Origin of the sequence: Mesorhizobium sp. M7A.F.Ca.MR.245.00.0.0 (assembly GCF_003997415.1) — a bacterium.
Taxonomy (GTDB): Bacteria; Pseudomonadota; Alphaproteobacteria; order Rhizobiales; family Rhizobiaceae; genus Mesorhizobium.
This window is the reverse complement of record NZ_RZTE01000011.1, coordinates 1-15,160: the sequence shown is the minus strand read 5'-3', so window position 1 is coordinate 15,160 and position 15,160 is coordinate 1. Positions and strand designations below refer to the sequence as shown.

The following is a 15,160-nucleotide window of genomic DNA, read 5'->3' as shown; positions in this document are numbered from 1 at the left end:
CGAGAGCCTGACGATCAATGGTCCGGACCTGGAACCTGCCCCATGCCAGCAAATTCCGCCACGCTCGAAATCCGCGGTGTCACCCGACGATTTGGCAAGAACACTGCCGTCAGCGACATCAACATCGCGATCCCGCAGGGTCAGATGGTTGGCATTATCGGCCGTTCGGGCGCCGGCAAATCGACGCTTCTTCGCATGATCAACCGTCTCATCGATCCCAGCCAGGGGTCGATTTTTTTTGACGGCGCCGAGGTCTCCCAGCTGCGCGGTTCGCCACTGCGGCGCTGGCAGCGCGATTGCGCCATGATCTTCCAGCAGTTCAACCTGGTGCCGCGCCTCGACGTGCTGACCAATGTGCTTCTCGGCCGGCTGAACCACCGCTCCACCATGTCGAACCTGCTCGGCATCTTCTCCCGCGAGGAACGAGCCGAGGCGATAGCAGCGCTGGAGCGTCTCGATATCGCCCGCACCGCGCTGCAGGCCGCCGGCACCTTGTCGGGTGGCCAGCAGCAGCGCGTCGCCATTGCCCGCGCGTTGATGCAGCAGCCGAAGGTGATCCTCGCCGACGAGCCGATCGCGTCACTCGATCCGCTCAACGCCAAGGTGGTTATGGATTCGCTGCAGGATATCAATTTGCGCGAAGGCATCACCGTGATCACCAACCTGCACACGCTGGACACGGCCCGCACCTATTGCAACCGTATCATCGGCATGGCTGCTGGCAAGGTCGTCTTCGACGGCCCGCCGGAAGAGCTCAACCGCGAGGCCGTGCGCATGGTCTACGGCGCCGACAGCAGCGGCGGCGAAATCTCCGAGGCCATCACCTCGACCAGTGTCATCATCAAGCAAAAAATCGCCGCATCCGCCGGACCGCTTGAGCCAGCCTTTCCTGGTTACTGAGCGACCTGGATCGCCAGCCCGCGTCAAGGGCATCATATCCCAACGCAGCCGGCGCGATGCCGGGACCAACAGGAGAGAGACGAGATGTTTAGAAAGATACTTTTCGGTGCCGTTTCCATCATGGCCATGGCGATGGGCTCGGTCCAGGCACAGGATCTGAAGGAATTCCGCGTCGGCATTCTGGGCGGCGAGAACGAAGCCGACCGTCTGCGCAACTACCAGTGCTTCGCCGACCACATCAAGCAAGTTCTCGGCGTCGAGAAAGTTTCGCTGTTCCCGGCCGCCGACTACGACGGCGTCATCCAGGGTCTGCTCGGCGGCACGCTCGACTATGCCGAACTCGGCGCTTCCGCCTACGCCAAGGTCTACCTCGAGAACAAGGACGCGGTTCAGCCGATCCTGACGACGGTCCAGACCGACGGTTCGACCGGCTACCATTCGGTTATGGTCGCCCGTGCGGATTCCGGCATCAAGACACTCGCTGACATGAAGGGCAAGAAACTCGGTTTCGCCGATCCCGATTCGACTTCCGGCTACCTGGTCCCGGTCACCTCGCTGCCCAAAGACATCGGCATGGATGTGAAGAGCTATTTCGCGTCGACCGGTTTCGGCGGCGGCCATGAACAGCTTGTCCTTGAAGTTCTGAAGGGCACCTTCGATGCCGGCACCACCTGGGCCTCCGGCGTCGGCGACTTCAAGGATGGCTACAGCTCCGGCAATCTGCGCAAGATGGTCGACAAGGGTGTCCTCAAGATGGACGACCTCGTAGAGTTGTGGCAGTCCCCCTTGATCCCGAACGGCCCGCTGGTCATACGCACCTCGCTCGACGCCGACACCAAGCAGAAGATCACCGATTTCCTGACCAAGCTTCCGCAGACCGACCCGGCCTGTTTCGCGGCGGTGCAAGGCGGCGACTTCAAGAGCTATTCGCCGGTCACCCCGGAATTCTATCAGGCGATCATCGACGCTCGTAAGGCGAAGATCGGCTCGTAAGCCAAAAGGCACGACGCCGCCGGGGCCAAAGTGCCGCCGGCGGCGTTGCCGCGTCACGGCTGGGGAACTATCGATGAGTGCGACCGAAATTTACCGCGCGCCTGCGCTCTCCACGGAAGGAGCGTTGGCCGAGCGGCACTGGCGCGACCTCGCCGCTCGCCGGCGCCTCTACACGATCGGAGGCCTGGTTTTCCTGTTGCTTGCGCTCTCGGGCTCGCTCTGGTTCGCCAATGAGACCAACGCCGGAAAGTTCTTCGACCGCCTTCCCCACATCGCCGACTTTTTCGTCGAATTGAAGCCGCGCGACTGGTTCGACCCGGTGCGCGCGCTGTTCGACCTGCCGTCGCCCTATGACGATGGCAGCCTCAAATTCGACTATCCCGAAGGCCGGGTCTACCTGACCCAAGGCATCTACATTCCGGAGTATTTCTACCGGATGATCGAGACCCTGAACATTGCGCTGTTTTCGACCCTGGTCGGCTCCACCTTCGGTTTCCTGCTCTGCTTCCTGGCTGCAAGCAACGTGACGGCCAGCCGCTGGCTCCGCTTCACCACGCGCCGCTTCCTCGAAATTGTCCGCGCCTTTCCGGAAATCGTCATTGCCGGCTTTTTTCTGGCGATCTTCTCGCTTGGGCCCATTCCAGCGATCCTCGCGGTCAGCATCCACACCGTCGGCGCGCTCGGAAAAATGTTCTACGAAGTGGTCGAGAACGCCGACATGAAGCCTGACGAAGGCTTGCGGGCCGTTGGCGCCAACTGGGTCGAACGGGTGTGGTTCGGCATGGTGCCTCAGGTTCTGCCCAACTTCATGAGCTATTTCCTGCTCCGCTTCGAGATCAATGTGCGCGCTTCGACCATTCTCGGTGCCGTCGGCGCCGGCGGCATCGGCGAATCCCTGCGTCTTTCGATCAGCCGGGGCCATGAGGCCAAGACCATAGCCATCGTGTTTCTGCTGTTCTGCACGATTGTCGCCGTTGACCAGTTTTCGGCATGGCTGAGACAACGTCTCGTCGGCAGGCAGGCGTTCGCATACGGGCGCGGAGAGTAACGCAATGAACGCCGACGCCATCAACGACATCGCCGCTCGCTATCCCGATGCGTTTCAGCGGCCTTTATGGAAGCGCTATGCCGCCCCGTTCGGCATCCTTCTATGCATCCTCTACACCTTTTACTGCTCGTGGTTCTTCTCGATCGGCATCGTTCTCGGAAAGGCGAACTGGAACCTGGCCGGCGCTTATCTCGCCGACTGGGTGTCTTACGAAATCCGCCCGGACATCGAATTCAAGGACGGCTATCTGACCATCGACTACTCTCGTTTCTCCAAACTGGGATCCAATCCAAATCCCGACTGGGTTATCAAGCAGATTGCCGAGGTCGAGCGGCGGGTCGACGCCGCACCGGCACCGGCGACCGCGACCGACAAGTCGTCGCAGGGTTCGTTCATGGCGGCTGGCGCGCCAACGGCCGAGAATCCGGCCCCCTCGCCAGACAAACCAGTTCCGGCCGCGCCCAAAACGGTGCGCGAAAAGGCCGTGGTGGCGGCGACCGTCGTCCTTGGCAGCGGCCAGATTGCCATTGCGCCAAATCTTGTCACGGTGACGCGCGGCGCCGAAAGCGTCGTCTTCGACATTGCCAAGGACAGGTCTGTCACGCCTCGCACACCGCTGCCTGACTGGATAGAGCAACGCAAGCCAGGTTCGACAGCCTATGTCTCGTTCGGATTTTTGGGCCGCGCTGAAGTGCAAAATGACGAGGTGATCGCCTGGAGGCGGTTTTTTGGTTGGGCGAATTTTGTGTTTGACACGAATTCGCCATTCTGGGGAAAATCGTTTGGCGAGGTCGCTTCATTGATCGTCTCCGGGGAACGCATCGATCCGTCGAGGTCAAACGCAGCGCTTGCTTGGGACAACATCCTCTACAATGCCGAGTGGCAACACGGCGATGTGTGGCTGAAGCTTCTGCAAACCATCGTCATGGCTTTTGTCGGCACAGTGTTGGCGTCGGTCGTCGCCTTTCCGCTCGCGTTCCTGGCTGCGCGCAACATCACGCCGAACTGGTTGACCAATCAGGCGACAAAACGCTTCTTCGACTTCCTGCGGTCTGTCGACATGCTGATCTGGGCGCTGTTCTTCACCCGCGGCTTTGGTCCGGGGCCGCTGGCCGGCATGTCGGCGATCTTCTTCACCGATACCGGAACCCTGGGCAAGCTCTATTCCGAGGCGCTGGAAAACATCGACGACAAGCAGCGCGAAGGCATCCGCTCGGTGGGCGCCACACCAACAATGGTGCAACGCTACGGCGTGCTGCCTCAGGTTCTGCCAGTGTTCCTTAGCCAATCCCTCTATTTCTGGGAATCGAACACCCGCTCGGCGACAATCATCGGCGCCGTCGGTGCCGGCGGCATCGGTCTGAAATTATGGGAAGCCATGCGCACCGGCACCAACTGGGCCAATGTTTTCTACATGGTGCTGTTGATCCTGATTGTCGTTTTTGTCTTCGACAACATCTCCAACTATCTCCGCCGCAAACTGATGGGGACCGTCGGAAACGGCAACGACGAGCGCGCGCGGGGCGCCTCCGCCCGCCTGCTGGCGGCGGCTTAGACCACGATCCTGAATCGAAGGTCGACGAAGCAAAGGCGGTACCGGTTTTTGCTTCGCCGACCTTCGGCTCGCGTCTCAGGCGCCGGCCTTCTTCCACCCGCTCTTGATATGCCTATACCCCTCCCGATAGACCGCTTCCGGCGTCTCGGAAAAATCGCGCCACACCTTGGTCGCCGCCGCCAAGTCCTTCAGCGAACGGCCGAACGCCTCGATCGTCAGCCAATCGTCATAGCCGCTCTTGCGGATGGCTGAGAATGTTTCTGTCCAGGGAATGTTGCCGCGCCCCGGCACGCCACGATCATTCTCAGAGATATGGATGTGCACGACATTCCGGCGATGTTTCGTGTAGGCGCCGATCGGGTCGGCCTCCTCGATATTGGCGTGGAAGGTATCGTACATCGCCTTGATGTGCGGCCGGTCGATGGCATCGATATGCTCCGACAGATCCGCCATCGTGTTGAGGAGATAGCATTCGAAGCGGTTCAGCGCCTCGAGCCCGATGGTGACGCCCTTGTTGCCGGCATGGTCGCCGATCGCGCGTTGCGAGGCGACGGAGCGCTTCTTCTCGGCAGAGGTCGGTCCGGAGCCGGAAAACGACCCGAGCGTCGAATGCAGCGGGCCGCTCAGCGTGCTGGCGCCAAGTGCCTGCGCGCAGTCGATCGCCCATTTCATGTAGTCGACCCCGGCTTTGCGCGTCGCCGCGTCGGCCGAGATCAAATTCATCGCCGGATCGCCCATGGCCGAAACCGAGGTCCGCTCCAGTCCGATGCGGTCGAGCAGATCGCCGAGTTTTTTATAATCGTCCGGCGCGCCGGCGAAGATCGGTATCTCGACGCCATCGAAGCCCGTTGCCTTGATGTCGCGCAACAGCGGCTCGTGTTTCTTCGACACGGCCGTCGTCCATAAGAACATGCACATGCCGATTTTCATCGACGCCCCTCCCCTTGAATCCCCCGGACCGCCTCTATTTCAGAGCTTCGTCCACGCCCCATTCTTCTTCGACGACTTCACGCAGGCCTCGATGAAGGCCATGCCTTCTACGCCGTCCTGGATGGTCGGGAAGACGACATCCTTGGGCGGCTTGCCGCCCTTGCGGCGTGCCGCGCGGATGGCGCGTGCGGCCTCCTGGTAGATGTTGGCGAAACCTTCGAGATAGCCCTCGGGATGACCCGACGGCACGCGGCTGACACGGCCCGCCACCGGCAGCGCGCCGGCGCCGTTGCGGGTGATCAATTGCTTCGGCTGGCCGAACGGCGTGTACCAGAGATAGTTCGGGTCGGCCTGCACCCATTCCAGCCCACCCTTGGAGCCATAGATGCGCAGCTTCAGCCCGTTCTCGTGGCCGGGCGCCACCTGGCTTGCCCAGATCATGCCCTTGGCCGGATGCGTCTTGCCGATAGGCTTGAAGCGCAGCATGACGTTGACGTTGTCATCGAGAAGCCGGCCTGGCACGAAGGCGTCGAGATCGGCCGACAGGGAGTCCAGTTCCAGCCCCGAGACGAAGCGGGCGAGGTTGTAGGCATGCGTGCCGATATCGCCCAGCGCGCCGCCGGCGCCTGCCTGCTTGGGGTCGGAGCGCCACGCCGCCTGCTTCTGGCCTGTCGCGGCCAAATCCTCGGTCAGCCAGTCCTGCGGATATTCGGACTGCACGATGCGGATGTCGCCGAGCACGCCCTTGGCGACCATTTCGCGTGCTTGCCGGATCATCGGATAGGCGGTGTAGTTGTGCGTCAGCACGAACACCTTGCCGGTCTTCTCGACTATCGCCGCAAGCTTTTTCGCCTCGGCCAGCGTCGTCGCCAGCGGCTTGTCGCAGATGACGTGGATGCCGGCCTCGAGGAAAGCTTTTGCCGCCGGCACATGGACATTGTTGGGCGTGACGATGGCCACCGCCTCGATGCCGTCGGGGCGCTTCGCCTCGGCCTTGGCCATCTCGGCATAGGATGCATAGCTGCGTGCGGGGTCGAGCCCCAGTTCGGCGGCCGAGGCCTTGGCACGGGCCGGGTCGGCTGACAAAGCACCGGCAACCAGCACGAAATCATTGTCCAGCCGCGCCGCGATCCGGTGCACCGCGCCGATGAACGCGCCTTGCCCGCCGCCGACCATGCCGTAGCGGATCGGGCCGCCTCCCGTTTCCGACTTCGATGCGCCGACCATATCTTGCTCCTCGCTGTTGCTCACCTCCCCCTTGAGGGGAGGTCGATCCGCGCAGCGGATCGGGTGGGGTCGTTGAGGCAGAGCTCGGCATGAACCGACCCCTCCCGGCCCTTCGGGCCACCCTCCCCTCGAGGGGGAGGGGAAACCGCGCTAGATGCCCATCATGGCGCGCAGCATCTTCTTGTCGGTGGTGCCGGCGGCGAAGTCGTCGAATGCCTTTTCGGTCACCCGGATGATGTGGTGCTCGATGAAAGGCGCGCCTTCGGCCGCGCCATCCTCCGGATGCTTCAGGCAGCATTCCCACTCCAGCACCGCCCAGGAATCATAATTGTACTGCGTCAGCTTGGAAAAGATGCCGCCGAAATCCACCTGTCCATCGCCCAGCGAACGGAAGCGGCCGGCGCGGTTGGTCCAGCTCTGGTAGCCGGAATAGACGCCTTGCCGGCCGGTCGGGTTGAACTCGGCGTCCTTGACGTGAAACGCCTTGATGCGCTCGTGATAGATGTCGATGAATTCTAGATAGTCGAGCTGCTGCAGCAGGAAGTGCGACGGATCGTAATTGATGTTGCAGCGCTTGTGGCCCCCGACCGCGTCGAGGAACATCTCGAAGGTGGCGCCGTCGAACACGTCTTCAGAGGGGTGAATCTCATAGCCGACATCGACGCCGTTGTCCTCGTAGACGTCGAGGATCGGCTTCCAGCGTTTGCCGAGCTCGCCAAACGCTTCCTCAATGAGTCCAGCCGGCCGCTGCGGGAACGGATAGAGGTAAGGGAAAGCCAGCGAGCCGGTAAACGACACTGAAGCATTCAGGCCCAGATTGCGCGATGCTTTAGCGCCGAACTTCATCTGCTCGACAGCCCACTTCTGCCGGGCTGCGGGATTGTTGTGCACCGACGGCGGCGCAAAGCCATCCATCTGCGCGTCATAGGCTGGATGAACCGCGACCAACTGCCCCTGCAGATGCGTCGACAGTTCGGTGATCTCAACGCCCGCGTCAGCGCAGATGCCCTTCACCTCATCGCAATAGGCCTTGGAAGAAGCCGCCTTCTTGAGGTCGAACAGCCGCGCGTCCCAGGTCGGGATCTGCACGCCCTTGTAGCCGAGACCGGCCGCCCATTTGGTGATCGACGCCAGTGAGTTGAACGGCGCGGCGTCGCCCGCGAACTGCGCCAGAAACAGCCCAGGGCCCTTCATTGTCGTCGGCATCGCATCCTCCCTCATTTCTCTCTCGACCGAGCATAGCGCCGATTGGAAGCAGGGCCAGCCACTTTGGTCTTTCTCAACGGGTGCTTGCACGCACCGCCATTCTGGTATTACCAAATGTGGAAATTTGGTCAAGCCGCACAATGCGCCATCAAGACCCCAAAATCACCTGTTGCAGGCTTATATATCTCAATATAATCAAGGAAATAATCCATAGAGAAAGTTGCACTCCAGCGCTTCTTGCCGATCTGGAGAATTTGCTGTAGACCTCGCTTCAGGCCCAATTGGTCGAACCAGTTTGCGAAAAAAGGCTGGGAACGCCTTGGGGAGGAACCTTTGTGTCGCCTTTTGGCGATGCATGTCGCAGGCGAACCATAGAGACGATTTGGGAAGGACAGACCATGCATCTTTCGACGCACAACTGGATGCGCGCGGAACCCTTGGAGACGACGCTCAAGCGCATCAAGAAATTCGGCTATGAGTCGATCGAGATTTCCGGCGAGCCCGAGCAGTACAAGACCAAGGAGACCCGGGCACTGCTGAAGGAGCATGGTATTCGCTGCTGGGGCGCGGTGACCCTGATGCTGGGCGAGCGCAACCTTGCCGCCAGGAACCAGGGCCAGCGCGAGCGTTCCGTTCAGTATGTCAAGGACGTGCTGACCATGGTCAGCGAACTCGATGGCGAGATCATCACGCTGGTTCCGGCCACCGTCGGCAAGGTCGTGCCTGACGGGACCGAAGAAGAGGAATGGAAGTGGGTCGTCGACGCCACCCGTGAATGCTTCACCCACGCCAAGAAGGTCGGCGTCAAGATCGCTGTCGAACCCCTCAACCGCTTCGAGACCTATCTGTTCAATCGCGGCGCCCAGGCACTGGCGCTGGCTGACGCGGTCAGCCCCGAATGCGGCGTGTGCCTCGACGCTTACCACATCCACATGGAAGAATTTAACGTCCATGACGCGATCCGGCAGGTCGGAAAGCGCCTGTTCGACTTCCACGTCGCCGACAATAACCGGTTTGCCGCCGGCCTCGGCCAGATCGACTGGCCGAAGATCGTCGCCACCTTGCGCGAGATCGGCTACGACGGCGCGCTGACCAACGAGTTCGTCGCGCCCGTCGACCGGACGCCGGCAGCCCCCTATCCCGACATGGTCGAGCGCAATCCGGTCGACATCTCGCCCGAGCAGCTGAAGTTCATCCAGGACCACGGCTCCAGCGTGCTCACCGAGAAATTCTACACCGACCAGATGCGCATCAACGCCGAAACGTTATTGCCGCTGATCAAGTAGCCGACTGCCTCTGGGAAATTCGCCCTTCCGCCCTGACCGGCGGCGGGGCTGGGGAAGAATATGCGTATCAAGTCCGTCCAAGCCTGGTGGATCCGCGTTCCGATCGAAGCCGCTCGGCAGCACCGCAGCGACTTCGGTCAGGTGACGACCTTCGACGCCGCCATCCTGCGCATCGCGACCGATGACGGGCTGGTCGGCTGGGGCGAAGGCAAGAACGCCGCCGGCAGTGCCGGCAGCTACGGTGCGCTCGTCCACATGCTGAACCATGAGGTCGGGCCGCAACTGATCGGTCGCGATCCGGCCGATATCGGCGTCATATGGGAGATGCTCTACAATGGCGTGCGCCACGACAGCGCCGCGCGTGGCGGCCACGCCATGCCGCAACTGGCGCGGCGCGGCATGAGCATCGCCGCCATCAGCGCCGTCGACATCGCGCTGTGGGACATTCTTGGCAAATCGCTTGGCGTTCCGGTCTGGCGGCTGCTCGGCGGCCGCAAGCTCGATCGCATGCCGGCTTACGCGTCCGGCGGCTGGGCGGCTGCCGACGCCATCGGCGAGCAGTTGAAATCCTACATCGCCAAGGGCGGTTTCAAGGCACTGAAGATGCGGGTTGGCGCCATGGATGGCGCGGCGCACATTTCGGCCGGCCGCGTGCGGGCCGCACGGCAGGCGCTCGGCCCCGATGTCGAACTGATGGTCGACGCGCACGGCACCTACACGGTGGCCGAGGCCAAGCGCTTCATCCATCTCGTCAACGATCTGGACCTCGCCTGGTTCGAGGAGCCTATCATCGCCGACGACAAGCCCGGCATGGCTGAAGTGCGGGCGTCAGGTGCCGTCCCGATCGCCACCGGCGAAAGCGAGGCGACACGCTATGCCTTCCGCGATCTCGCCGTGCTGAAAGCCGCCGACATCTTCCAGCCGGATCCCGCCTTCTGCGGCGGCATCAGCGAAGCGATGAAGATCGGCACCATCGCCAGCGCCTTCAATCTGCGCTTTGCACCGCATCTGTGGGCCGGCGCGCCCTGTTTTTTCGCAGGCTTGCATGTCTGCGCCGCCTCGCCGTCGAGTTTTACCGTCGAATATTCGCTCGGCGCCAACCCGATGATCCACGATCTGGTCGAAGAGACTGTCGAAGCCAGGGACGGCATGATAGCGATCCCGGAAAAACCGGGTCTGGGATTCACCATTTCGGAGCGGTTCCTGGAGGCGCACGCGCAACGCGGTTGACGATGAAAGAAAAGAACCTCCTCGCGGAACTCGCTGCCTACCTGTTCTCCCATTCGGACAAGGAGAGCGGCCGAACGCCTTCGGAACGCGAACTGGCGGAGCATTTCGCTGTCAGCCGCGGCCAGATCCGCGAGGCGCTGGCCATCCTTGAGGCCATGCGCATCGTCGAGCGCCGGGCCAAGTCCGGCATCTACATCGACACCAAGCAGGCCAGCGTGGAGGCCATGGCGCTCTTTGCCCGCGCGGGCCTGCCGCTCGACCCGATCCAGATCTACGAAACGGTCGAACTGCGCAAGATCCACGAGATCAAGGCGGCCGAACTTGCCTGTTCGCGCGCCACAGAGGAGAATTTCGAGCGGCTGCGCGAGATACTGAAAGCTTCGGAAGAGCGCATTGCCGTCGGCGAAGGGCTTGCCAGGGAAGACCGTGAATTCCACCTCGAGATCGTGCGCGCCACCAAGAACAGCGTCTTCCACAATGTCTGCAGCGTCTACTATATGATGGGCGAGCAGCGCCTGCCGATCTATTTCAACGACCCCGAGCGCAACGTGCGCTCGCATGCCGAGCATATCCAGATCTATGAGGCGCTGCTGCGCCGCGATGGCAATCTCGCCCAGGCGCTGATGAGCGCCCATTTGCAAGGGGCTGAAAGCTACTGGAAAGGCCTGATCGAGGGCCATGGCGAGGAACCTCAAAGCCCGGCGCTCGAAAAAGCTTGACCGACATGGCCCGTATCCTCACGACCCACGCCCTGCACCCGCGCGCCTCGGCCATGCTGGCCGGCGCCGGAGAACTCGTCGTCGCCTCCGCCATTGATCCGGCCACGCTGGCTGCCGAGGCGAAGGATGCTGATATCGTCATCGTGCGCGCGCCGCTGCCACCACAGCTTTTCGACGGCGCAAAGCTGCTGCGGGCGGCAATCCGTCATGGCGCCGGGCTCGACATGATCCCGATGGAAGCAGCGGCGGCGGCCGGCGTGCTGGTGGCGAATGTGCCGGCGGTCAATGCCCGCTCGGTTGCCGAACACGTCATGTTCGCGGCGCTCGCTTTGCTGCGCAACTTCCGCGCCGTCGACCGCGACCTGCGCACCAAAGGCTGGCTCGCCGGCCGCGAGCACGCCAATTCCAACATCGAGCTTGCCGGCAAGACGATCGGCATCGTCGGCCTCGGCGCGGTCGGCCAGGCTGTCGGCCATATCGCCGCGCACGGCTTCGACCTGAAGGTGGTGGCAACGACGCGCAGCATGCAGCCGGCGCCTGACAAGGTCGGTTTCCTGTCGATCGACGCTCTCGTCGAGCAGAGCGACATCATCGTTCTGTGCTGCCCGCTGACGCCGGAAACGCGCGGCCTGATCAACCGTGAGCGGATCGCCCGCATGAAGCCGCATGCGCTGCTGATCAACGTGTCGCGCGGACCGGTCATCGATGACGATGCGCTGATCGAGGCGTTGCAGAAACGCCGTATCGGCGGTGCCGCGCTCGATGTTTTTGCGACACAGCCGCTGCCGTCGAACCATCCCTATTTCGGCTTCGACAATGTCATCATCACGCCGCACATGGCCGGGATCACCGAGGAATCGATGATGCGCATGGGCGTCGGCGCGGCGGGTGAAGCCTTGCTGGTGCTGGCCAACAAGCTGCCGGTCAATCTGCGCAATCCGGAAGTGGTCGATCACTATCGGCGGCGGTTTCCGGCGAACCTGTAACACATCGCGGTTTCGCCCCAATTTTCCGCGACGCTGAGAGCCATGTCCGATCCGCGCCTCGCATCCCTGGTAGTCGTCGTCTGTTCGCTCTGCGCCATGCCGTCATTCGCGGCCGAAAGCAGTTATGTCTATTGCGACAACGGGCTGCGCTGCTTCAAGGCGCCGTGCCCGTCGAACAGCGCACTCGACCTTGCCACCGGGGCGATCATCAAGGGCGTCTCTATCGACCCAAGCGGATTGCCGCAGGCCGACAAGGCGATAACCGGTCTTTCCGACGCGCTTTATGCCGGCAAGATCGTCGTCAGGGGTTCGATCGAGCACCGCACCCAGATCATCACCGGCAAGGACTACAGCGTGCCCTGGCTGGTCGCGACCCGTATCGTGCGGACCGCCAAGGACAGCGAACGCAAGCACTGTTCGTCGCACTGATATTCAGTCCAGCCCTGGTCACGCGCCAAGCAGCTGCTCTATTTCAGCGGCAATCCGCAGCAGGCGCCGGTCATGCCCGTTGCCCGCCACCAGCATCAGGCCGGCCGGCAGCGGAGTGCCCGGCATCGGCAGCGAGATCGCGCAGAGATCGAACTGGTTGGCTACCTGCGTGTTGCGCAGCAGCAGGCCCTCGGTGCGGTCGCGCAGCTCGGCGCCGTCAGCCATCGAGACGATGGTCGGCGCCGTCACCGGCGTGGTCGGCAGAGCCAGCACATCGACCGATGCCAGCCGCTCGTCCATGGCGGCGACGAGCGCTGTGCGACGACGCATTGCCCTGATGTAGACAGGCGTCGGCAGCATGGCCGCCCGCGACAAAGGTCCGCTGACATGCGGGTCGACCGGCACCGACGCTCCTGTCGCCAGCCAGTCGGCATGCACTTCGGCCCCTTCCATCGCAGCGATCGAGCCACGCTTGGTCGCCGCGCGCAAATCGGCAAGCAGATCGTCGATCGACAGGTCGGCGATCCGCGCGCCTGTCTGCTCGATCTTGCCAAGGCAGCGGTCGAACGCGGTCGCCACCTCGTCTTCCGTCTCTTCGAAAAGGACGCCGCGCGGAATGCCTATGCGAAGCCCTGCAAGGGCAATCGGCGCCAGCGCGGTCGGCACCTCGCCGGCCATCACGGCGTCGGCGGCGGCACACTGGGCGACGGTTCGGGCAAGCGGCCCGATCGAGTCCAGCGTGGCGGACAATGGGAACGCGCCGGCGAGCGGCACACGTCGCGCTGTCGGCTTGAAGCCGACGACACCATTGAGTGAAGCCGGTATGCGTATCGAACCGCCGGTATCGGAACCGATCGATATTTCGCTTGTCCCCTCGCCGACGGAAACGCCTGCGCCCGAGGAAGAGCCGCCCGGAATGCGGCTGGCGTCCACGGCATTGCCAGGCGTGCCGAAATGCCTGTTGTCGCCGATCGCGGTGAAGGCGAATTCGGTCATGTTGGTCTTGCCTATGATGACCGCGCCGGCCTGCCGCAGCCGGCTGACGATTGCCGCGTCGCTTTGGGCGGGCGCCGCGGTCTTGCGCATCAGCGAACCGGCCGTGGTCGGCTCGCCGGCGACATCGAACAGATCCTTGATCGAGACGATGGTGCCATCGAGCGGCCCTAGCGTCACACCGGCTTGGCTGCGGGCATCGCTGGCATCAGCCGCGGCCCGTGCGGCTTCGGCATAGAGCTTCGTGAACACGTGCTCTTCGCCGGCACGGGCGGCGAGGCGCGCAAGAATAATTTCCAGATGATCACGAACGGATTGCATTTTCGGTGTCGGACTCCGGACGCCTTGAACGTCTTAAGGGGGTGCGGCCAGTGCATGGCTTGCCCAGACTTAACCCGGCGCAGGCAGTTTTGCACCCTGTCGAATACGAGGAAAAACCCGATGCTCTACAAAGGCAGCTGCCACTGCGGCAAGGTGGCCTTCGAATTCAAGGCCGAACTGACCGGTGCCATCAGGTGCAATTGTTCGATCTGCACGCGCAAGAGCGCCCTGCTGTGTGCCATCCCGCATGAGACCTTGCGGGTCCTGGCCTGGGGCGACGATTTGGGCACTTACACATTCGGCAACCATGCCATCGCGCACCGGTTCTGCCGGGCTTGCGGCATCCATCCCTTTGCGGAGGATGTCCGCGAGGGCCGTGAACGCAGCGCCTATATCAATATTAACTGCGTGGCCGATCTCGACCCTTCGACGCTGTCGGTCTTCGATTTCGACGGGCGGTCCGCCTGACGCAATTCTAGGAAAAGTGCGCAGCGGTTTTCCGTCCGGAATTGCGCAGGAACCAATTACCTATCGATAGCCCGTCGCATCGGCGGGCTTGCCGGCGTCCTGAACCTCGGGAACATAACGCCAGGCGTCGGGCCGTGAGCCGTCGAGGTCGGTAAAGCCGTAGACCTGCGCCAGCCCGCCGCTGGACAGCGACTGTCCGTTCCAGCGCGAGCGGTCCGGATCCGCCGCCAAAGCCGCAACGGCGCGGCCGACGAAACGTGGCGTCTCGGAAATGACGAAATGCGGCACCTCAGCGGTGGCGTCGGCATCGAATCCTATGCCGAAGGCCTGCTTGTCCTACGCGAGGATCTGCGCGATCCCGTGCTCAGGGCGCGGGGTGCGGCCTGGAAGGCGTTCCTGTGCGACACACTTGCAGCCTGTTTTGCCAAGACGCCCAACCCGCCACGCGACATCGGCCTGCTGATGGCCTCGCATTGGCAAGGCTCGTTGCTGTGGTGGAGCTTTGACCCGGCGATCGAAGTGGCCGCCTATGTCGAGGACAGCCTGAACCGCTTCGTCGCTGCCATCACAACGGCGCCGGCCCGAAAACCGTGATGGTTCTTGGCGTCTCGGCTATAATCCGATGCCGCCTTCGGCCGCGCCTTCAAGCGCGTCATCGGCTCGGCGCGCAGCCATCTCCGGGCCGAGGAACAGGCCGATTTCCGCCAGGCCAGCTGACGCACAGGGTTTCGAACTCAGCTTGACAAAGGCAGCAGCCAGTTCGGCGGTCCCGGCAGCTTTTTTGCCGGCAGCTTTTCGCGATAGGAATTTTTTCTTGACTCGGTGACCTCAGCTATGCTACATTTCTGTCTATGGTGCTGATTTGCGCC

Annotated in this window: 14 protein-coding genes and 2 pseudogenes; 11 read left to right on the top strand and 5 right to left on the bottom strand. The window is 62.7% G+C overall.

Going from position 1 to position 15,160, the window contains the following annotated elements:
• Positions 1–42: 42 nt before the first annotated feature.
• The 4 genes from phnC to phnE (EOB80_RS13995) all read left to right on the top strand — a co-directional run bounded on the left by phnC (position 43) and on the right by phnE (EOB80_RS13995) (position 4,496).
• Entirely contained in the window at positions 43–900 is an 858-nt protein-coding gene (gene phnC / locus EOB80_RS14010; protein WP_127328206.1) for a phosphonate ABC transporter ATP-binding protein, read from the top strand.
• Between the two features lie 84 nt (positions 901–984).
• Positions 985–1,893 (top strand): phosphonate ABC transporter substrate-binding protein, encoded by a 909-nt coding sequence (phnD, locus tag EOB80_RS14005; protein WP_127321054.1) that lies wholly within the window; start codon positions 985–987, stop codon positions 1,891–1,893.
• 73 nt (positions 1,894–1,966) lie between these two features.
• On the top strand, positions 1,967–2,941 hold the full coding sequence (gene phnE, locus EOB80_RS14000; RefSeq protein WP_127271835.1) for a phosphonate ABC transporter, permease protein PhnE: 975 nt from the start codon (positions 1,967–1,969) through the stop codon (positions 2,939–2,941).
• Between the two features lie 4 nt (positions 2,942–2,945).
• A complete protein-coding gene (gene phnE / locus EOB80_RS13995) occupies positions 2,946–4,496 on the top strand; it encodes a phosphonate ABC transporter, permease protein PhnE (protein ID WP_127328204.1) in 1,551 nt (516 codons plus the stop codon).
• A gap of 75 nt (positions 4,497–4,571) precedes the next feature.
• Here the strand turns inward: phnE (EOB80_RS13995) and EOB80_RS13990 are convergent, their stop codons facing one another.
• The 3 genes from EOB80_RS13990 to EOB80_RS13980 form a co-directional block, all read right to left on the bottom strand.
• Entirely contained in the window at positions 4,572–5,426 is an 855-nt protein-coding gene (locus EOB80_RS13990) for a sugar phosphate isomerase/epimerase (RefSeq protein ID WP_127318756.1), read from the bottom strand.
• A 39-nt stretch (positions 5,427–5,465) separates the two neighbouring features.
• Entirely contained in the window at positions 5,466–6,653 is a 1,188-nt protein-coding gene (locus tag EOB80_RS13985) for a Gfo/Idh/MocA family oxidoreductase (protein WP_127269535.1), read from the bottom strand.
• A 150-nt stretch (positions 6,654–6,803) separates the two neighbouring features.
• Positions 6,804–7,859 (bottom strand): sugar phosphate isomerase/epimerase, encoded by a 1,056-nt coding sequence (locus EOB80_RS13980; RefSeq protein ID WP_127328202.1) that lies wholly within the window; start codon positions 7,857–7,859, stop codon positions 6,804–6,806.
• Between the two features lie 398 nt (positions 7,860–8,257).
• On the opposite strand from EOB80_RS13980, the gene EOB80_RS13975 reads away from it, so the two are divergent.
• The 5 genes from EOB80_RS13975 to EOB80_RS13955 are packed head-to-tail and all read left to right on the top strand — an operon-like array spanning position 8,258 to position 12,509.
• Positions 8,258–9,145 carry a sugar phosphate isomerase/epimerase gene (locus EOB80_RS13975; RefSeq protein WP_027037785.1) on the top strand — a complete coding sequence of 296 codons (888 nt, stop codon included), beginning with the start codon at positions 8,258–8,260 and terminating at the stop codon, positions 9,143–9,145.
• 60 nt (positions 9,146–9,205) lie between these two features.
• Entirely contained in the window at positions 9,206–10,375 is a 1,170-nt protein-coding gene (locus EOB80_RS13970; RefSeq protein ID WP_127328201.1) for a mandelate racemase/muconate lactonizing enzyme family protein, read from the top strand.
• 2 nt (positions 10,376–10,377) lie between these two features.
• Positions 10,378–11,094: a FadR/GntR family transcriptional regulator gene (locus EOB80_RS13965; protein WP_127318764.1), complete on the top strand. Its 717-nt coding sequence runs from the start codon at positions 10,378–10,380 to the stop codon at positions 11,092–11,094.
• 5 nt (positions 11,095–11,099) lie between these two features.
• On the top strand, positions 11,100–12,080 hold the full coding sequence (locus EOB80_RS13960) for a hydroxyacid dehydrogenase (protein WP_127328199.1): 981 nt from the start codon (positions 11,100–11,102) through the stop codon (positions 12,078–12,080).
• Between the two features lie 42 nt (positions 12,081–12,122).
• Positions 12,123–12,509, top strand: a complete 387-nt coding sequence (locus tag EOB80_RS13955) for a hypothetical protein (protein ID WP_127328197.1) — start codon at positions 12,123–12,125, stop codon at positions 12,507–12,509.
• 18 nt (positions 12,510–12,527) lie between these two features.
• On the opposite strand, the gene EOB80_RS13950 is transcribed toward EOB80_RS13955, so the two are convergent.
• Positions 12,528–13,823 (bottom strand): amidase, encoded by a 1,296-nt coding sequence (locus tag EOB80_RS13950; protein ID WP_127328195.1) that lies wholly within the window; start codon positions 13,821–13,823, stop codon positions 12,528–12,530.
• Between the two features lie 120 nt (positions 13,824–13,943).
• On the opposite strand from EOB80_RS13950, the gene EOB80_RS13945 reads away from it, so the two are divergent.
• Complete coding sequence (locus EOB80_RS13945; RefSeq protein WP_027037790.1) at positions 13,944–14,291, top strand: GFA family protein; 348 nt, start codon at positions 13,944–13,946, stop codon at positions 14,289–14,291.
• 60 nt (positions 14,292–14,351) lie between these two features.
• On the opposite strand, the pseudogene EOB80_RS13940 reads toward EOB80_RS13945, so the two are convergent.
• A pseudogene (locus tag EOB80_RS13940) lies at positions 14,352–14,594 on the bottom strand (short-chain dehydrogenase); the annotation flags it as partial.
• On the opposite strand from EOB80_RS13940, the pseudogene EOB80_RS34775 reads away from it, so the two are divergent.
• Positions 14,595–14,885, top strand: a pseudogene (locus tag EOB80_RS34775) (TetR/AcrR family transcriptional regulator); the annotation flags it as partial.
• Between the last annotated feature and the right edge of the window lie 275 nt (positions 14,886–15,160).